The 19,259-nt window shown below is 43.1% G+C and carries 18 protein-coding genes, 1 pseudogene and 1 CRISPR repeat array; of the genes and pseudogenes, 8 read left to right on the top strand and 11 right to left on the bottom strand.

Going from position 1 to position 19,259, the window contains the following annotated elements; translation table 11 throughout:
• Positions 1-4: 4 nt before the first annotated feature.
• Entirely contained in the window at positions 5-739 is a 735-nt protein-coding gene (locus ACEYW6_RS21945) for an AraC family transcriptional regulator (protein WP_412981414.1), read from the bottom strand.
• A gap of 165 nt (positions 740-904) precedes the next feature.
• Here ACEYW6_RS21945 and ACEYW6_RS21940 point away from each other — a divergent pair, with 165 nt between their 5' ends.
• Positions 905-1,639, top strand: coding sequence for an SDR family oxidoreductase (locus ACEYW6_RS21940; RefSeq protein WP_412981413.1), 735 nt, complete (start codon positions 905-907; stop codon positions 1,637-1,639).
• 361 nt (positions 1,640-2,000) lie between these two features.
• Positions 2,001-2,462 carry a helix-turn-helix domain-containing protein gene (locus ACEYW6_RS21935; protein WP_412981412.1) on the top strand — a complete coding sequence of 154 codons (462 nt, stop codon included), beginning with the start codon at positions 2,001-2,003 and terminating at the stop codon, positions 2,460-2,462.
• Between the two features lie 102 nt (positions 2,463-2,564).
• On the opposite strand, the gene gatA is transcribed toward ACEYW6_RS21935, so the two are convergent.
• Positions 2,565-4,025, bottom strand: coding sequence for an Asp-tRNA(Asn)/Glu-tRNA(Gln) amidotransferase subunit GatA (gene gatA, locus ACEYW6_RS21930; protein ID WP_190892115.1), 1,461 nt, complete (start codon positions 4,023-4,025; stop codon positions 2,565-2,567).
• Between the two features lie 240 nt (positions 4,026-4,265).
• Between gatA and ACEYW6_RS21925 the strand changes: the two genes are divergently transcribed.
• The 3 genes and pseudogenes from ACEYW6_RS21925 to ACEYW6_RS21915 all read left to right on the top strand — a co-directional run bounded on the left by ACEYW6_RS21925 (position 4,266) and on the right by ACEYW6_RS21915 (position 7,876).
• Entirely contained in the window at positions 4,266-4,442 is a 177-nt protein-coding gene (locus ACEYW6_RS21925; RefSeq protein ID WP_181374256.1) for a hypothetical protein, read from the top strand.
• Positions 4,443-4,617: 175 nt separating this feature from the next.
• Positions 4,618-7,533, top strand: a complete 2,916-nt coding sequence (locus ACEYW6_RS21920; protein WP_412981411.1) for a glycerol-3-phosphate acyltransferase — start codon at positions 4,618-4,620, stop codon at positions 7,531-7,533.
• Positions 7,530-7,876, top strand: a pseudogene (locus ACEYW6_RS21915) (cupin domain-containing protein). The gene ACEYW6_RS21920 and the pseudogene ACEYW6_RS21915 overlap by 4 nt, the downstream one beginning before the upstream one ends.
• 97 nt (positions 7,877-7,973) lie before the next feature.
• On the opposite strand, the gene ACEYW6_RS21910 reads toward ACEYW6_RS21915, so the two are convergent.
• The 7 genes from ACEYW6_RS21910 to ACEYW6_RS21880 form a co-directional block, all read right to left on the bottom strand.
• The gene (locus ACEYW6_RS21910) at positions 7,974-8,330 is read right to left on the bottom strand and encodes a hypothetical protein (RefSeq protein ID WP_190892109.1); all 357 of its coding nucleotides are present in this window, start codon (positions 8,328-8,330) and stop codon (positions 7,974-7,976) included.
• A 149-nt stretch (positions 8,331-8,479) separates the two neighbouring features.
• Positions 8,480-9,151, bottom strand: coding sequence for a glutathione S-transferase family protein (locus ACEYW6_RS21905; RefSeq protein ID WP_412981410.1), 672 nt, complete (start codon positions 9,149-9,151; stop codon positions 8,480-8,482).
• A 96-nt stretch (positions 9,152-9,247) separates the two neighbouring features.
• Positions 9,248-9,739: a DUF4174 domain-containing protein gene (locus ACEYW6_RS21900; protein ID WP_412981409.1), complete on the bottom strand. Its 492-nt coding sequence runs from the start codon at positions 9,737-9,739 to the stop codon at positions 9,248-9,250.
• Between the two features lie 259 nt (positions 9,740-9,998).
• Complete coding sequence (folE, locus tag ACEYW6_RS21895) at positions 9,999-10,649, bottom strand: GTP cyclohydrolase I FolE (RefSeq protein WP_412981408.1); 651 nt, start codon at positions 10,647-10,649, stop codon at positions 9,999-10,001.
• Between the two features lie 158 nt (positions 10,650-10,807).
• Positions 10,808-11,783: direct repeats of the CRISPR family, unit length 37 nt; unit sequence GTTTCAATCCCTAATAGGGATTTTAGGTAATTGCAAT.
• 357 nt (positions 11,784-12,140) lie between these two features.
• The gene (locus tag ACEYW6_RS21890) at positions 12,141-12,464 is read right to left on the bottom strand and encodes a hypothetical protein (protein WP_069073361.1); all 324 of its coding nucleotides are present in this window, start codon (positions 12,462-12,464) and stop codon (positions 12,141-12,143) included.
• A gap of 174 nt (positions 12,465-12,638) precedes the next feature.
• Entirely contained in the window at positions 12,639-12,818 is a 180-nt protein-coding gene (locus ACEYW6_RS21885; protein ID WP_190892099.1) for a chlorophyll a/b-binding protein, read from the bottom strand.
• Between the two features lie 128 nt (positions 12,819-12,946).
• A complete protein-coding gene (locus tag ACEYW6_RS21880; protein WP_412981407.1) occupies positions 12,947-15,802 on the bottom strand; it encodes a CHAT domain-containing protein in 2,856 nt (951 codons plus the stop codon).
• A gap of 200 nt (positions 15,803-16,002) precedes the next feature.
• Between ACEYW6_RS21880 and ACEYW6_RS21875 the strand changes: the two genes are divergently transcribed.
• Genes ACEYW6_RS21875 through ACEYW6_RS21865 form a run of 3 tightly spaced genes read left to right on the top strand, consistent with a single transcriptional unit; the run spans position 16,003 to position 16,826 of the window.
• A complete protein-coding gene (locus ACEYW6_RS21875) occupies positions 16,003-16,155 on the top strand; it encodes a hypothetical protein (RefSeq protein WP_412981406.1) in 153 nt (50 codons plus the stop codon).
• 27 nt (positions 16,156-16,182) lie between these two features.
• A complete protein-coding gene (locus tag ACEYW6_RS21870; RefSeq protein ID WP_412981405.1) occupies positions 16,183-16,410 on the top strand; it encodes a DUF2281 domain-containing protein in 228 nt (75 codons plus the stop codon).
• Positions 16,410-16,826, top strand: a complete 417-nt coding sequence (locus ACEYW6_RS21865; protein ID WP_412981404.1) for a type II toxin-antitoxin system VapC family toxin — start codon at positions 16,410-16,412, stop codon at positions 16,824-16,826. The genes ACEYW6_RS21870 and ACEYW6_RS21865 overlap by 1 nt, the downstream gene beginning before the upstream one ends.
• A gap of 211 nt (positions 16,827-17,037) precedes the next feature.
• On the opposite strand, the gene ACEYW6_RS21860 is transcribed toward ACEYW6_RS21865, so the two are convergent.
• Both ACEYW6_RS21860 and ACEYW6_RS21855 read right to left on the bottom strand, forming a co-directional pair.
• The gene (locus ACEYW6_RS21860) at positions 17,038-18,627 is read right to left on the bottom strand and encodes an alkaline phosphatase D family protein (protein ID WP_412981403.1); all 1,590 of its coding nucleotides are present in this window, start codon (positions 18,625-18,627) and stop codon (positions 17,038-17,040) included.
• A gap of 226 nt (positions 18,628-18,853) precedes the next feature.
• Positions 18,854-19,096 carry a PEP-CTERM sorting domain-containing protein gene (locus ACEYW6_RS21855; RefSeq protein ID WP_412981402.1) on the bottom strand — a complete coding sequence of 81 codons (243 nt, stop codon included), beginning with the start codon at positions 19,094-19,096 and terminating at the stop codon, positions 18,854-18,856.
• Positions 19,097-19,259: the final 163 nt, after the last annotated feature.

Raw genomic sequence — 19,259 nt, 5'->3', positions numbered from 1 at the left:
GATGTCACTTTCTTGAAATGGTGATGGAAAGATGAAGGAGACAACTTGCCTGCCCAGCTAGCTCCTCAACCCGCATCGGCTTTGTAAAATCAGCCTTGATAAGCTTTATCACCTGGGCGATGCGCTGCATATTGCTGCCAGATGTCGCAATCTGGCGGACAGCTTCGCCCTGTTCACCCACTAAAAGGCGATAATAGATTTCGCGGATAATCATCGGCGCAAGGATCGGGATATCCTGTGGCGTATCCAAAAGCCGTGTCAGTCTCATAGCGCAATCGAGCAACGGTGCATCGATGGTGCTGACAAATAAGCCTCTGACAGAGTTCTTCTTACCCTCAATCACACTGGTTTGAGCAGTAATAATATCGCAGAGTTGACATGGATCTAGATTCAGCTTGAATCCTAAATAGGGTTGCTCTGGGGTTGCCTCAACGATAAACGCGCTCAATGGCAAATCAACCGAGACTACAAGATATTGAGCCGCGCCATAACGATAGGTTTCCTCACCCAGCAACGCTTCCTTTTTGCCCTGAACAAGGATGGCGAGGATAGGTTCGCAGACACCCTGTAGTGCGGTGGAAGCAGAAGATTCTCGCTGAAATTCCAGCTGCTCAATAGCTGTTTTATGAAAACCGTCCCCTTTGCCATCGGTGTGACGAGTGACTAGTGCTGCCAATTCTTGACATTGATGAGCGATCGCACTTTGGTTTATGACTTGGTTGATGATTTTGATCGTCACAATGTTCTTCGATTAATTTAATCATCCTCTTGTAGGCATTGTAGAACATCGATTTGGAGAATTAGGCAATAAAGCGCGAGGTCTGTGTATTCCAAACCTTTGCACTTACTCATACGATGAACACATCCAAAATTCAAATTAACCTCAACAGAGGGAAAAATAACCATGTTAAACGTAGAAAATAAAGTCATTGCTATCACTGGAGCCAGTAGCGGCATCGGTGAAGCCACCGCTAAGTTACTCGCCAAAAACGGTGCAAAGGTTGTTCTAGGGGCACGGCGCACCCAAAAGCTAGAAAAGATTATTGAGGAAATCCGTAATCAGGGTAATACAGCAGAATTCAAAGCGGTGGATGTTGCGAATCGTGAGGATATGAAAGCGTTCATTCACTTCGCCAAAGATAAGTTTGGTCGCGTCGATGTCATCTTTAACAATGCAGGCGTGATGCTCCTATCGCCGATGAATGCCCTGAAAGTCGAGGAATGGGACAACATGATTAATGTGAATATCCACGGCGTATTGAATGGTATTGCTGCTGGTTTACCAATCATGGAAGCGCAAGGCGGTGGACAGTTTATCAATACCGCGTCCATTGCCGCGCACATGGTCGGGCCTACCAGCGCGGTCTATTCCGCGACAAAATATGCTGTTTGGGCCATATCCGATGGATTGCGTCAAGAATCGAGAAATATTCGCGTTACAATAATATCCCCTGGCGTAGTTGAGACTGAACTCGGCTCTGATATCACAGACGACTCAGCAAAAGGCTTCTTGAAAGAACTCCGCAAAACTGCACTCACTCCTGATGCGATCGCTAGAGCCGTCTTGTATGCCGTGTCCCAGCCGGATGATGTCGATATCAATGAAGTGATTGTCCGCCCGACAGCAAGCGCATTCTAACGCTGAGAGAACATCATAAAAAGGAATAGACAGATGGCATATTGAAGGGGAAGTAGGCATTGGGCATGGGGAAGAATTAAATAATGCTGCAATTATCCCAACCCAGAGTAGCAGTTAGGAAAATACTTGTATTAAAAATTGCAGTTTATTAACTTCCATGCCCTAACTTTTTATTGAATACCAAAGTGTCTATATTAACAAAGAAATTACTTAGGATGAGTAGCTCTAGCATTTTTGTATCTAGATTTCAAGCATTCTCAAAAAATTTTACTCTAAAATCAATTATTCAGTAAAAATACGTATGCAATTTGAAGTCTTCTCACTATATGAATAGTAGAATTAGCCCATACAGGAGAAGACTGTGACGCTCTTAAACCAAGCTCAAGTAGAGCAGCTAAAGGAAATAACCACACACTTGCGACAAGTAAGACAAGAAAAATCCATACGCATAGAAGAAATAGCTGCTGAAACACTGATTCGAGCAGGTGTTTTGCAAGCTTTAGAAGAAGAACGATTTGAAGAATTGCCTGAGCCTATTTTTGTTCAAGGATTGATCCGTCGCTATGGAGATGCTTTAGGACTGGATGGGAGTGCTTTATCACATGCTCTTATAAGCAGCAATGTAGTCCGTCAAGACTCCAATAATGCCCATAAGAGTTCAGACAACAAATCCAATACATACATACCTCTTGTCGTCACCTACATTCTATTATTAGTAGCTGCATCTGCTGGCCTTTTCTATACACTTAATCCACCGCAAATTGCATCTGAATCCCTGACTCCAGCAGTCAATGGTCAACAGTCAATGGTAACTAATCAGTGAATAGTAATCAGGGAGTGGGGAAGAAGCAGGGGAGCAGGGAACAGGGTGACAAAAGAGAATTATTGAATAAGTTTCTTCCTTGTCTCTTCCCAATGACCATTTTCAAGATATTTGTGGTTTACGCAGATGCCAAGTAGTAGATTGCTCATAAGCGTAAGCTACCTGAAACAGTTGGTCTTCTCGCAGCACATTGCCAATTAGCTGTAATCCTATCGGTAGCCCCTGATCATCAAAACCACATGGCAAACTTAAACTAGGTAAACCAGCAAGATTCACAGGAATAGTCATCAAGTCAGTTAAATACATACTCAAGGGATCAGTAGTTTTTTCCCCTGCTTTGAATGCTGTCGTGGGAGATGTGGGACAAACTAACACATCAACCGCGCCAAAAGCCTTTTCAAAGTCTTGCTTAATCAGGGTGCGGACTTTTTGCGCTTTCAGGTAGTAGGCATCATAATAGCCAGCCGAAAGGGCATAAGTGCCGATCATAATCCGGCGTTTGACTTCTGTACCAAAACCAGTGGCACGGGTGCGAGTGTACATCGATAGCAGATTATCCGCATCAGGGGCACGGTAACCATATTTAACGCCATCGTAACGAGCTAGGTTTGCTGATGCTTCTGATGGGGCGATGATGTAGTAGGTGGGTAAGCCATAGCGAAAGCGGGGACAGGAAATTATATGAATTTCTGCTCCCAAACTTTGTAGTTGGTCTACTGCTTTGGTAACAGCTTGTTCCACAACAGAGTCGAGACCTTCACCAAAAGTTTCTTTAATGATGCCAATTCTTAGCTGACCTCTGGGTTTGAAGTCTGGTTTTAAGCTGGCGGCGTAGTTGGGAATGGCAACTTTGAGGCTGGTAGAATCTTTGGGATCGTGACCTGCGATCGCACTTAATAATATTGCAGCATCTTCTACTGTGTTTCCAAATGGCCCAATTTGATCCAAAGACGAAGCGTAAGCCACCAAACCATAACGAGAAACCAAACCATAAGTTGGTTTCATTCCCACCACACCGCAAAAAGATGCAGGTTGCCGAATCGAACCGCCAGTATCAGAACCGAGAGCAACTACACATTCTTGAGCCGCCACCGCCGCTGCAGAACCCCCCGAAGAACCACCTGGAACTCGTGACAAATCCCAAGGATTAGCCGTGACTTGGTAGGCAGAGTTTTCTGTGGAACTACCCATCGCAAACTCATCCAAGTTGGTTTTGCCTACCATTACCGCACCAGCATCTGCAAGTTTTTGCGTCGCTGTTGATTCATAAGGCGGCACGAAATTTTCCAAAATCCGAGAGGCGCAGGTGGTAGGAATCCCCTTAGTACATAAATTGTCCTTGATCCCCACAGGAATGCCTGCTAGCAGCCCAATTTCTTCTCCGGCAGCAATTTTGGCATCCACAGCACCCGCCTGCTCTAATGCCCGTTCTGCGGTCACACATAAAAAGCTGTGCAATTTCGGCTCTAACGCTTGAATGCGCTCTAAAGCTTCTTGGGTAATTTCAACGGCAGAACGTTCTTTCTTAACCAGCTGTTGGTGCAACTCGCGGATGGATGCCATGATTGCTCTCTTTGTGACTCAAGTCATTGATTCTAGTACATATTGGCCGATATTGGGTATTGGGTATCGGGCATTGGTTATTTCTCCCCTGCTCTCTGCTCCCGATAATTGTATAAATAAGACTAATACTTCCAAGGAAGTAAGCAATTGTGGTGATGGAAAAATCGCCAAGCTAAAACAAAATAATATGAGGAATTTAACATCATCAGCAAATAGAAGGACTACAATCAAAACGGACAAATGTTTCATGCTCCAACAAAAGAGGATTACAAAGCTATGTCCGACTTAAATCGCGGAATTATGAAATTTGAGGGTGCAGATTCCCCAAAAGTAGTCACTATCTCTACCGTGTTGCTTCTGGGATCGATCGCTGCTCTCATAATCTGGGCGCTGCAAGCTGCCTATGCGCTAAACTAAAACCATTAGTAACCTAGAAGGGCACTGGCAAAAACGGTTTCCGTCGTAGCCAAGTGTCCATTCAGTAACTAGTAAATAAAAACGCCCTAATAACCATCAAAAATTTCAGAAAAACTTTAGATTTTAGATTTGAGGTTTTAGATGGAAAATTTAAATCTAAAATCCAAAATCCAGAATGTTTGAACCTTGGGGTGTCTTAGTTATTTTAATTATCTGCCCCCTTTTGGGCGGATTACCCCTGATTGCATGGATAACTTACGCCCTCAAGCGGAAGCAGTTATCACAAGTTGGTACAGGAAATATTAGTGTATCGGCTGCCTTTTATCACGGCGGTAAGTTTGTAGGAATTCTGGCAGTCTTGTCAGAAGCTTTGAAAGGAGTTGCAGCAGTCTTACTCACCCGCGTTTTCTTCCCAGAGGGATCGTTCTGGGAATTGATCGCTCTCATCGCTCTGGTAATTGGTAGATACTGGATAGGCAGAGGGGCAGGTACGACAAATGTCGTCTGGGGATTTGTCGTACATGATCCACTTGTGGCAATATTTGTATCCTTCTTTGCAGGTATTAGCTTTACAATTCTGCAATCGAGACAGCTAGTCAAATTTGGGGTTTTGCTTCTCTTTCCTCTGTTTGTGATAGTTCTGCATATTAGCGATTACCCCAGAATGCTTGCTGCTGTCGCCTTAGCTGGTTTAATGGGCTGGATTTATACTAAAATTCCTGATGATATGAATCTACCAGCCCAAGAGGCACAAACAGAATCGCAAGCGATGTTAGAATTTTTACGCGGCGATGTCTACGACGGGCTACGCCAAAGCACGATGGTTTCTTTAGATGAAGAGTTGGATGCTGCCATTGTCGGAGAAAAGGCGGCCACGTTATCTCAAATTAAGCGCTGGGGCTATCCAGTCCCGAAAGGGTGGGTAATGATCCCGATTGATGATCCTAACCTGTTGACAGAATTTCTCCAGCCATCAAAATTATCTCCCTTGGTGGTACGTTCTTCTGCCATTGGAGAAGACTCAGAACAGGCTTCGGCTGCTGGGCAGTATGAAACAATTTTAAATGTTACCAGCCCAGAGGCATTAAAAGAAGCGATCGCTCAAGTTCAAGCTTCCTACAATCATCCATCTGCTGTGCAATATCGGCGCGATCGCGGCTTGAATGACTCAGCAATGGCTGTGTTGATTCAACAACAAGTCCAAAGTGTATATTCTGGCGTAGCTTTCAGCCGCGATCCCATTACCCAGCAAGGTGATGCGATCATCATTGAAGCCCTTCCAGGTAGCCCGACGCAAGTCGTTTCGGGAAAAGTTACACCAGAACAATATCGCGCTTTTGTCATTGAAGGAGAAAATTCTTCCTCTGTGCAATTAGAGGGTCAAGGACGAGTCCCACAAGCATTAATTAAGCAAGTTGCATACTTAGCCTACCGACTCGAAAAACGTTATCATGGCACTCCCCAAGATATCGAATGGAGTTATGACGGTCAAACGCTGTGGGTGTTACAATCTCGACCAATTACCACTCTATTACCAATCTGGACACGCAAAATTGCCGCCGAAGTGATCCCCGGAGTAATTCACCCCTTAACATGGTCGATTAATCGTCCTTTAACTTGTGGAGTTTGGGGAGAATTTTTTACTCTAGTTTTAGGCGATCGCGCCTTGGGGTTAGATTTTGCCGAAACAGCAACTCTGCATTATTCTAGAGCCTACTTTAATGCATCCCTCTTAGGGAACATCTTTATCCGCATGGGATTACCGCCGGAAAGTCTGGAATTTTTAACTAGAGGAGCTAAATTAAGTAAGCCATCCTTGCAATCAACCTGGGAGAATTTGCCAGGACTAGGGAAGTTGCTGAAGCGGGAATTAAGTTTAGAAAAAGACTTCAAGGAAGATTATCACAAACGGTTCATTCCTGGTTTGTCGGAGTTGGCGCAGTCAGATATAGATAATTTGGAACCAGCCAAGCTGTTGGCAAGAATTGACTTGATTTTAGAGTTGCTGCATCGAGGAACGTATTACAGCATTTTAGCTCCCTTAAGCGCTGCCCTGCGGCAGGCGATTTTTCGGGTGAAAGATGGGCAAATTGATAATAGCGTTACTCCAGAAGTGGCGGCATTGCGATCGCTGAGTGCTTTAGCCACAGATGCCAAGGAAGTATTGCTTGAGTTTGAGCCGCAGCAAGTATTTGAGCAATTAAAGCAAACCCCAGAGGGAGAGAAGATCCTGCAAGAATTTGACGAATTGCTTCAGGATTACGGCTATTTAAGCGAAGTCGGAACTGATATTTCCGTTCCCACTTGGCGGGAAAATCCCCAGATGATTAAGCAGATGTTTGTGCAGTTAATGCAGGGTAACGAACCACAATCAGGCGCTAAAGACGCGATTAATAGCATCTTTGCTGGCAAGCGCAAACGCTCTTTTGTGCAACGGCGTGTGGATATCAAAGGACGAGTTACCGAAGTTTATTCAAGGCTTTTGGCTGAATTGCGTTGGAGTTTTGTAGCTTTAGAGAAGATTTGGTTAAAGTCCGGTTTACTCAAGAAAACAGGAGATATCTTTTTTCTAGAGTTTGATGAAGTGCGGCATTTAGTTGTGGGTGACGATTCTAGGTTAATTGAGGAGTTGGATAAGTTAGTGGAATTGAGGCGATCGCAATTCGTCCAAGATAGTGAGATCATTCAAATACCCCTTTTAGTCTACGGCAATACACCTCCTCACCCCTTAGCTCCCTCTGCACTCTACTCTGATCAAATCTTACAAGGGATTGGAGCCAGTCACGGACAAGCTGAAGGCAGGGTGAAGGTGTTGCGAAATTTACAAGACATCCCAGAGATTGATCGAGATACAATTCTGGTAGTGCCTTACACAGATTCCGGCTGGGCACCTTTGTTATTAAGGGCTGGAGGATTAATTGCCGAAGCTGGAGGCAGGCTTTCTCACGGTGCGATCGTGGCTCGTGAATATGGTATTCCCGCTGTGATGGATGTTCGAGGCGCTACATGGCTTTTGCAAGATGGTCAACGGGTAAGGATTGATGGGTCTAGGGGTATTGTGGAATTATCAAATGATTTGAGACCTGAATGATTACTACTTCCCTCAAAGACCTGCCAGAAGAATCTGTTTCTCACAATGCCGAAATCAAAAAAAGGTGATGCTACGCTTCGGCGATTTACCTCACCTGACTAACTTTTCTCAAGCACGTTTTGCTCCCGGACAAACTGCACCAGCACACGCACATCAAGATATGTGCGAAGTATTCTTTGTGGAAGCTGGTTCGGGATTAATTCACATTGATGGTAAAGAATACCCCCTACTTCCGGGAAACTGCGTGGCGATAGAACCGGGAGAAGTACATGAAGTTGTCAATAGTGGCTCAGTTGAGCTTGTTTTGACCTACTTTGGTTTGCGAGTCGAAAAATCAGCGTAATTATTTTGAATACAAGATACAGTGAGGGCACAACATTGTTATGCCCTCACAAAAGTTTGCGGATGTTGCTTATAAACAAAGAAAAATTTGTAAAATGCTAATATACCAAAGGTGTCACGCCGCGCATCTGACGTAAAGAATTTATACAAGCAGGACAATCGCAATTAAATAAGGTGACTGCCACATCGCTTTCCTCGACATTGAACTCCAGCATAGGAGAATTTTCCTGAGAAAACTCTATTTCACGCTGATAGTTAGGAATTTGAGCTAATACCGAAGCCCTTGCACAAACTAAACCCACTTTATGTTTATTGCGTATACAAGATAGACGGTCTGTGGTGTTGGTTTTTAGTTCTGGCTCCATAGCTTGTGCTTGATTGAGCATTACTCCCATAGAGAGAATAGAGCTAATCAGCACAGGAGAAGAAAGCAAACTCAGTATGAATTTGTTCATTGATTTTCTTAGAAAACAATCTCGATCGCTCAGGTTATCCGATTAAATCTTACAGTGCAAGTAAAGCCTAACAGGAATATCATGAGTTGTACCATCCGGTGGTTTCTCTCTTGCTTGTTGGTCAATGCTCTAACTACAGGTCACTGAACTCAGAAGCTCAGTTCGTAAGCACCACCACGCTCCAGCGCACGCTGGTAGGCCGGACGCGTGTGAATGCGATCTAGGAAAGCCATGAGCTTCGGACGCTTCGCATCCAGTCCTGCTTGCGCGGCGGCTGCCTCCAGGGGGAAGCTCATCTGGATATCAGCTGCGGTGAATTCATTGCCAGTGAACCATGTGCTTTTCTCCAGTTCCGCCTCTTGGTAATCTAAATGCTGCGTGATCTGAGGTTTAATAAATGAGTTCTTGACCCGGCTGACGATGGCCCGAGCGATTGGCCGCACGAAAAACGGTATTGGCCCCTTTTCGATTTGGTCGAAGATGAGTTTCAGCAGCAGTGGAGGCATAGCCGAGCCTTCCGCGTAATGTAGCCAATAGGTGTAGCGCAGTCGCTCCGGCGTCCCCGGAGGAGGAATCAGCCGCCCGTTACCGTAGCGTTCGACCAGATACTCAATGATGGCACCGGATTCGGCCAGGGTCAGGGCACCGTCGGTAATCACTGGCGACTTACCGAGTGGATGTACCTCGCGCAGCGATGCTGGTGCTAACATGGTTTTCGGGTTGCGATCGTAGCGCTTGACTTCGTACTCTATGCCGAGTTCCTCCAGCAGCCAAAGCACACGCTGGGAACGGGAGTTGTTCAAGTGATGGACAGTGATCATCAGATTATTCCGCTATAAAAAACTTGACAAATCTTTTTCAAAGCTAGTCATTCAACTAAAGAAAACATTAGAGAGTCTTAACTACAGCAATTCTAATTACTTTCTGCCTCGCTCTTGAATTTCTTGCTGACGCATGGGCATAGCGTCAATTTCCTCAAAAATTGCTGTAGCCTTTACTGGTGTAGTATCACTGCGCTTAACACCACTATCTTTGCCCACCAAAACCACACGGAAATTTTCTTTGTCAACCCCAAAGTACTCGCGCAACTTGGCAGCAGAAGACGCATCTATTGGCTGTTTGTTGGCATAACTTTCATCTGTTGCCAAAACCTGAACGAGAACTAAATCCCGATCTGCAAAACCACTGTTATGCTCTTGTAATAGTTGCATTTGCTGCTGATAGGTATGGTTATCAACAGACGGTGCAAAGACTAGTAGCACGCGATTTTTCCATTTTTTGGAACTGAGGTTAAATGAAGACATTTTGATAGCATGATTGGTTGAACCTTGGACAATATCAGCTTTTCTAACTGGCGACAGGACTATACACGCTAATAGGGAAAGGGCAATTAATGCTGAATTATTCACAATGGCTTTTTATCTGTTTTATTTGCTCTCAAGCTATCATTATTTTCTCCGCTTTTCCTCTATCTGTTGATGGTTTATCTTCGTATTAGGTAAGTAGGTAGGTGAGAATTACTCAAACTATAGCAGGCTGACGGTTTATCAAAATCTAGCCTGAAAACCCCAAAGTTTGCCCCTCAAAACTGTTTGGATTTTGAGGGGCAAACGCCAGTTTAAAAACTGGTCATAGTCAAATCTCTACATTTATGTGAACCAAAGCTATTTAATGAAATTTAGAATTGTGTCGGATCAAATTCATAAATTCCTCACGAGTCCGCACATCTTCTGCAAAAACACCGCGCATTGCACTAGTAACAGTCCAAGAACCGGGTTTCTGCACACCACGCATCACCATACACATATGGGTTGCTTCTATTACCACTGCAACCCCTTGCGGTTTGAGTAATCCTTGTAAGGCATCAGCAATTTGTACAGTCAGACGTTCTTGAACTTGTAAACGTCGTGCATACATTTCGCAAATACGGGCAATCTTAGATAATCCTATTACTTTGCCATTAGGAATGTAAGCAACATGAGCACGACCAATAATTGGCAGAATATGATGTTCGCAGGAACTGAAAATATCGATGTCCCGTACTAATACCATTTCATTGGCATTTTCTGTAAATACTGCTCCGTTTAGCAGTTCATCCAATGATTCATGATACCCTTTTGTGAGAAACTGTAAGGCTTTCATCACCCTTTTCGGAGTATCTTTTAGTCCTTCGCGGTCTGGATCTTCTCCTAATCCAATCAGCAAAGTACGCACAGCCTGCATCATTTGAGCTTCTGTTACAGTTTGCTGTTGCCCAGTCGCTAAAGATGACAGTACCTGATCGGCAGAAGTTAGATCGGGACGAATCGATAGAGTCATTTTCTGAGTTCTATGGGAATGTTTGATAAATTGGCCTGTTGTCAGATGTCGGTTGCGCTCGACTCCTAACTCGTAACTGAGTGTAACATAACTTTACACTTCTTAATCATACCAAACATTTTGTCAGCCCAAGAAGGATGTGCCAGACATTACACCGGGTTTCAATCCCTAATAGGGATTTTAGGTAATTGCAATTAAATTCAACTGACCAAAAATTGCTTTGGGCGTAGTTTCAATCCCTAATAGGGATTTTAGGTAATTGCAATACGACTGGGAAATATTACGAATAACCGCCCAAAAGTTTCAATCCCTAATAGGGATTTTAGGTAATTGCAATCAGTTCTAGCAAGGATTACAGGTCAATTTTTCTGTTTCAATCCCTAATAGGGATTTTAGGTAATTGCAATCTCTATCGAAAATCTTATTAAAGGAGCAATTGGGGCTGTTTCAATCCCTAATAGGGATTTTAGGTAATTGCAATTTTCGTTTCTTGTCCTACTCCTGTTGATGGTGGTTTCAATCCCTAATAGGGATTTTAGGTAATTGCAATTTATGCCAGTTAGCGAAAAGTCTGGATATCCAGGTTTCAATCCCTAATAGGGATTTTAGGTAATTGCAATCAAGGTGAATTAATCAGGTTGGCACGGGAGGCAAGTTTCAATCCCTAATAGGGATTTTAGGTAATTGCAATCAAATAATAAGTGTAGAGGCTGATTCCCTACAAAGTTTCAATCCCTAATAGGGATTTTAGGTAATTGCAATGTTTTCTCTCTGGTGGTGGTTCTGGGTCTGTTTTTGGGTTTCAATCCCTAATAGGGATTTTAGGTAATTGCAATATTGTAGGATTGAGAATTGATGCGGGGATATTTGATTTTCAATCCCTAATAGGGATTTTAGGTAATTGCAATTTGGTACATCGCAATAAGGGTTTCTGTAAAGTTTTAATTTTCAATCCCTAATAGGGATTTTAGGTAATTGCAATTCAATTATTTTTATCTTGAATCCTGCGGGTAGAATCTTTTCAATCCCTAATAGGGATTTTAGGTAATTGCAATTCTACAAGGTTCCGAGGAACCTCAATAAATTCTGGTAGAATCTTTTCAATCCCTAATAGGGATTTTAGGTAATTGCAATAGCTGGCTTCTGAAAGTCTTGCTTTATTTGGTTTTCAAGGTTCGGTTGCGCGAATGCAGAAATCATAACATGAGGAGTTGTGAGTTGGCTAGAGGCAAATGGCTGAAAACGAGTCCCCATAAGGTGCGCGGATGGTTTAGAAATGCTAACGCTCTCAAGTTCTTGTATATAAGGTAATTCAGCCATTTTTGTAGTCACCCCTTCCCCAACACCTACCAATCCGCGCATTCAGCAAAAAACTAATCTGATTGGAAAGCTGCTTACTTATGGATATCCTACTCGATTAGGTTAGCTGACTTCAGGGCGATGCCTGGGTTGGGTTACACTTAAGCAATATCAGCACCGCCATAACCAACTTTATTTAGCAACGTCTTCAAAGTCTGTTATTGCACAAGCAAACTCCCTAAAAGCTGTTTTAATCAGAACTTCTTTCGTTCCCCTTTCCAGCGAAGAATTGCGTATGAGGTCTGTTAATTCTATGAATAACAGAGAAAACATAAAACGATCTTGGCGGTCAACTTGTTTCAAGCAAGACGATATAAACTGATAAAGCTCTGTTTTTCTAGGTTTGGTTTGTTCTTCCCATATTTGTAACCCAAGCCGAAAAGTTCTCAAGCGGATTTCATTAGTGTTGAAGGACGCGTCTTTGTAGCGGACTGATACGCGTTGGGGTATTTCCATGAGTTTTAGCTATACATATTCAATGTAAAGTAATTATTCACTTATATTTTGGCTCAACCGGAAAAATCTGATATTTTGCACCAATTCCAACAACTGCCATAGGTTTAGAAACGAATAACTTGTGTGGAATGACAATTATTAGGGGGCACGGGTGTGCGCCCCTACCTCATTAATTTAGAGGATGCCCCAGAAATGGAGTAAGCCTTGACCAGAAAAAGCTTCAATCAAAATCGCAGATAGAAAACCAATCATTGCAAGACGACCGTTCCAATTTTCACTCTGAGGAGTGAAGCCAAAACGTACAGCATTAGGATCTTCTGAAACAATAGGCGCAGGATTCTTAAAACCTGACATGAGTAAAACTCCAAAGTTAAAGTGTTGTAGCAGTTGTAACCGTCTGTAAAGTAATGTAACAGATGTTTAAAAAAATTCAACATTGAGTGAATAAAGAAAAGCTGAAGAAAAATTCACTCAGCATTCCTTTATTTCCATTCACCTTGTAGAGTGAAAGCTGCCCAATAATAGGGCGCGGCATATTTTTGAGTGCGCCATATTTCTATTTGGGCTATCCGCAATGCTGCTGCTGGCTTTAGTCCTTCTTGCAGCATCTTTTTGTAAAATACCTTCATGAGTTCGGATGTTGCCTGATCATCTACACTCCACAAACTCACCACGACTCGCGGACTGCCTGCATACATAAACCCCCTGGTTAACCCTACTAATCCTTCTCCCTTAACTTCCTCTCCTAATCCGGTTTTACAGGCGCTGAGTACTACCAGTTCTGCTTGCAGGTTGAGGTTGAAAACATCGTGCAAACGTAAAAAGCCATTTTGTGGCATTCCCTTGTCGTCAAATAGCGATAACACTACTCCTGATAATTCTGGATGCTTGCTGTTGAGAATGCCATGAGTAGCGAAATGGATAATGCGATATTGACTCAACTCGTTGCTAGTTGCAGTGGTACGACTAGCAGTAAAGTCAAAAGCTTGCTTGCCTTCGTTAGCTGGTACAAGAGCAAGAATTTGCTCGGCTTCTTGACGTGTAAAACGCAGACGTTCAAAGCTAATATCTGAGTCTGTGGCAATTCTGCTTAAAGCGAGGCTGTCTAAATTATTTTCTGCTACAGGTGGGCGAAACACTTGTACTTTACCTTGGAGACGCTCATCATCACTGCTGAAAATCGGATCTGCCAAGACAACTAATGTTTTGGCAGCAGATTTACGTTCTTTGTGTTCACGTCGAAGGATAGCTACTGTAGAGGCTGAGGGTAAAGTAATGATTTCATGGTTGAGCAGTAATGGTTCATAGCTGCTACTTCCTTTTGAATTTGGTCTAGTCAGGGCGGAAAATGGGACATACTGCAAAGCACCATCACTGACAACCACTAAGCGTTTCTTTTCTAGTTGCTGGGCGACTGGTGTAAGTAGTTGTTGAGAGAGAACATCTATAGATGGGCTATTTCTGAGATATGGGGTTGTGATTTCTTGACGGAATTTTTGGACGGTAGCTTCAATGTCTGCACGCTTGGGTAGTTCGTAACTGGTAATACTCTTATTGGTAACTGCCCAAAGATAACTGCGCTTTTCCCCCAGAGAATATTCTAAAAGCAGAGTGTTGTCATCAAGCACCTGCTGCTGAATCTGCGTGAGTGAGAGAGGCTGGGGTTGAGTGAGTGCTGCATAACGTGGGCTGGTGGCGCGGATCTGCGCCTGGATTTGCTGATATTGTTCTAAAAGCGCCTCATTTTCTTTTTCTAAAACTTGCACCTGTGCTGAGGTATGGTTGCCACCTAGTAGCTGTATCCGGCGTTTTTCTAAAGTATCAAGTTTTTGTTGCAAGTTGCGTTCTTGAGATAGTAATTTTGGCTCTACGCCTTGGCGAATATCGGTCTTAGCTTCTGTCAGCAGTTCCAAAAGACTCCGGGCGCGGGCGCGTTCGCTGGTTTGCAGTGCCAGAGCATCATATCCTTGAGATGGTTGCTGTTTGTGTAACTGCATCAGCAGGTCGATGTAAAATTCATAATAATTCTGCACTGTGGCAAAATAAGAGGTGCGGAGTTCCTGAGAATTAATTTTGGTACGTAAATCTTCAACAATGTTGATAACTGTTTTAATCTCAGTCAGGGCTGCGTTAAGATTTCCTTGATTGCGTTGTACGGAGGCGACATTATAAAGAGTCTGAGCTTCCCTTGCCCTATTTCCCACCTGTCGATGCAGAACCAGGGATTGATTAAAATAATCCAGCGCCTTTTGCTGTTCTCCTAAATCTAAGTAGACTGTACCGATGTTGTTCAGGGTAGTTGCTAACCCTACTTTATTTTCCACAAGTTGGAATAAAGGCAGGGCTTGGTTGAAATAATCCAGCCCCTTTTGCCGTTCTCCTAAATTTAAGTAGACTGTACCGATGTTGTTTAGACTACGAGCTTCCCCTGACTTGTCTCCCACTTGTCGAGATATAGGTAAAGCTTGGTTGAAATAATCCAGCCCCTTTTGCCGTTCTCTTAAATCTAAGTAGACTGTACCAATGTTGTTTAGGGCAATAGCTTCTCCTACCTTGTCTCCCACTTGTTGAATTGGAAGCAGAACTTGGTTGTAATAATTCAGTGCCTTTTGTCGTTCTCCTAAATCTAAGTAGACTTTACCAATGTTGTTGAGGGTACGAGCTTCCCCTGCTTTGTCTTTTACCTGTCGCCTTAAAGGTAGGGCTTGGTTGAAATAATCCAGGGCTTTTTGGTATTGAGTTGACTCTAAATAGACTATGCCAATGTTGTTCAGGGTAAGAGCTTCCCCTGCTTTGTCTCCCATCTGTTGCTTGAGTAACAGGGCTTGGTGAAAATAAGAGAGTCCTTTTTGCAGTTCTCCTGAATTTAAGTAGACGTTGCCAATGTTGTTCAGGGTAATAGTTTCCCCTTTTTGATCTCCCAACTGTTGCCTGATTGATAGGGCTTGATTCAAATAAGAAAGCGCTTTTTGCTGTTGCCCTAAATCTGAGTAGATTTTGCCAAGATGAGCGACGGTGAAAGCTTCTGATGAGCGATCGCCTGCCTTCCGATAAAATGGGAGTGCTATCTCAAATTTTGCGATCGCCTGTAGCAAAGATTCTGCTGTTCCTTGCTCATATAGCTCCTTCCCCTGCTGATATGCAAGTTCAGCAGCAGCAAGAGTTGCATCTGGCGAATCTGTCTGCATTATCTGTGCAATGTTTATCGGATACTGCCCAGCATTTGCCACATTTGATTCTGAAAATAGCAAAATGCTGGTAAAAATAACAATAGTGCGACCTGTTACAAAAAGCAGAAATTGCCATTGTCTTGAGTCACATATCTTAAATTTAGTCATATATATCTGCGGTTTCTGTAGGTTATTAGATTTAGAATTCCCAAAACTAAGTAAAAAACCGTAGGTTAGCTCATTGTATATGTATAACTTGAGTTAATTCAGTCTGGCGATCGCAGTAATTAGTGAGTTAAACTGCGTTTGATCAGGGAAATTAGCATCAGATTATACTCAGGTAGTAATTGAAATTATACAAGTGGTGTTTGACGCTAGAAAACGCAACATCTTCTTCGACTCACAATCTTAAGCATTTTCGCTATTCTAGCGATCGCCACCTAACTATGCGATTGCATCTGATGGAGAGTTATTGGCTAGAATCAAAGTCATCTGCCACAGATGAACTGGGGCGTTACTAGTAACTTGAAATTGAAATAGAGAAAATAATGATGGAAATTTCCCAGATTGCAGCAGCCAAAATCCAAGAACTCCCGCCCGAAAAGCAACAGGAAGTACTAGACTTTATAGAATTTCTCCAATTTAAAATGCGACTGCCACAGACAGAGAAACCAGTATCTTTCTTAGAAGCCGCACGGGAATTTGTTGGTTGCCTCAACAATGATCTCACAGACCTCTCCTACAACAACCAACATATGGAAGGCTACGGAGAATAATGCGGCGTAGAGTATTGCTAGACACAGGAGCTTTAGTTGCATTTCTGCAACCTCAAGATCGGTTTCATAGTTGGGTAGTCAAAGAGCTAGAAACCATTGCCAAGCCACTCTTAACCTGTGAAGCCGTTCTCTCAGAAGCTTGCTTTCTGCTCAGAAATATTCACAATGGTCAAGATATTGTGATGACATTAATAGAACTGGGAAATATTGAAGTCCCTTTTCGTATTCAAGAGGAGTTTGAATCTGTTAAAGCCCTAATGAAACTTTACCAGTCTGTACCAATGTCTTTTGCAGATGCTTGCTTAGTGCGGATGTCCGAAAATTATTCAGAAAGTATGATTCTGACTCTAGATAGCGACTTCCACATCTACCGCAAAAATCGTAATGAGATAATCCCTATAATTATCCCCAATTAATATCACCGACTTTGCCTCACGTTGTCAAATTATTGTTTAATAAATTTTTAGTGCGATCGCTAATCTTGTAGATTGGGTTAACGCTAGAAAGCATCGACTTGCAAAAGTTACATTTTCTGAAAATGAAAACACAGATGGATGCAGATAAATACTAATAATTCATCTGTATCCATCTATGATTATCTGGTGTCAATACCTGGGAATTAAATGATTAGGCTTGTTGTATTTCTGGACGGCCATCCTCAACTACAAATGAAGCTCGTTTACTAATCGTGCCAAATGGGGTTGTGACATTTGACATAACTAGATAATCTGTTTTCCAGGTTGTAGGAGTCAGCGCACAACGAACATAACCCCGTTGAGCGTTGTAGAACTTAATGTGTGGGTTATCGGGTAAGTAAGCTTCAACCGTGGGGTTGCTATCTGTCCCATCGCCACCGGAGCTAATTGAGGTAGCGACGAATTCACTCCCAAGTGTGGCGGATTCTGGGTTATCAAAGTTAGCTTTGAGATTCATCGCCCAGTTGGAATGCACATCGCCTGCTAAGGATACTGGATTAGAGGGCTGGCGCTGTCCGAGGAAAGCCATGAGGCGATCGCGCGAAGCCACGTAACCATCCCATTTATCCATGCTATGGGTTCCGCCTTCTCCTGGTGTTGTGTCTCGTTGAGCAATAGGAACTTGCTGCGCCAAAACATTCCACTTAGCTTTTGAGCTATTTAGACCATCGAATAACCAGTCCTCCTGTGCTTTGCCGGTAATCGTTGCATTCGGATCTAAGTTTTCTGGGCAACGTTCTTTGGTGCCATCACCACAGGGCTGATCGGTGCGATATTGGCGGGTATCTAAAACATGGAAGGTGGCTAAGTTACCAAAGGAAAGCCGACGGTAAAGTTGCATATCGGGGCCAACGGGACGCGAGAAGGGGCGTAGTGGCATGTGTTCGTAGTAAGCCTGATAAGCAACAGCCCGCCGTTGGAGGAAAATTGCCCGATCCTGATCTGGTTCAGTATCAATTTCTGAAATATCGTTGGCGTAATTGTTTTCTACTTCATGGTCATCCCAGGTGACAATCCACGGAAACGCTGCATGAGCTGCTTGCAGATTGGTATCGGTTTTATAGAGGGCGTGACGGTTGCGGTAATCTTCCAAAGTCACAATTTCTGCACTGTTGTGCTGTCTAGGGCCATTATTTGAGATTCCCCCTTCATAGATGTAATCGCCAACATGCACTACTAAATCTAGGTCTTCCTGTGCTAGATATTTGTAGGCGGTATAGAATCCCTGCTGATAGTTTTGACAGGAGACAAGGGCAAAGTTAAATTTACTTAAGTAGCTATTTGCTAAAGGTGCTGTACGAGTGCGACCAATAGGGCTAGCGTCTTGCCCAACAAGAAAGCGATACCAGTACCAAGTATCAGATTGCAGTCCTTCTACCACAACTCGAACTGAGTGAGCTAGTTCTGGAGTTGCCAATACCGTACCTCTGGAGACAATGCGCCTCATATCGGGATCAGTTGCAACTTCCCAGCGAATTGGCACATTCATAGGTGGCATTCCACCTCCGTTTAAGGGTTCAGGAGCGAGACGAGTCCAGATCACTACGCTGGTAGGATAGGGTTCACCCGATGCTACGCCCAAAGTGAAAGGATAGTTGGAAAATCTGCCTCTAGCGATCGCTCTTTGATGAGAAAATTGGTTAGCGATCGCTAAACCAGACAATGCTCCTGCCCCAATAATTAAGTTGCGTCGTTTCATTCGACTGTGCAGGAACTGCTCAAAATTCCGGTAATCTACCATTCTCTACTCCTGGCTAACAGGTAAGTTAAAGCACAGCAACAGCTAACACGAAGAAGGCAGGGTAATCGTAGACAAACTTCATAAATAATTCCCTTACCAAAATTAGGTTTTAATTCCCAATTTTTCTCTTAGTATCATTGTGTTAAATGTTGTTTTGCTACATAAAAGCCTACTAATAAGAGATTAATCCTTGGCAAAGAAAGCGTTAATATCAACTTAACCAAGGTTAGACTGTAACCTTTTTCCTTGATGCTACCTTTCTCTTCATCATCCAGCCAAGGCTACAAGCAAAAAGAGCGCCAACTAAAGGTGTAGGTTCAGGTACTTGTGTATACGAAACTTTCCCTGAGATGGGTTTAGCATCAGGAGAAGTTCTAGAGAAAATTGTAAAATCCTCACCAATAATTCCGTAACTTATAGAACTGGAAGGAAAGGAATAATTTTCCCTTTCTAAAAAATAAGTTGCCAATTAATTAGAATCATCCTATTTTATAGTCAGGAGCTTAAGCAAACTTTAATCAAAGGTAAAAATAAAATCAATTATCGGTTAACGAATTATCAAAGAAGGCAGTTCTTGCCGGAGAAAGGATTTATCAACAAGACACATACTACGAACGCTACAACCCTCATTC

The organism is Nostoc sp. UIC 10607, assembly GCF_047228265.1.
GTDB lineage: Bacteria > Cyanobacteriota > Cyanobacteriia > Cyanobacteriales > Nostocaceae > Nostoc > Nostoc foliaceum_A.
This window is presented reverse-complemented; position numbering and strand designations above follow the sequence as displayed.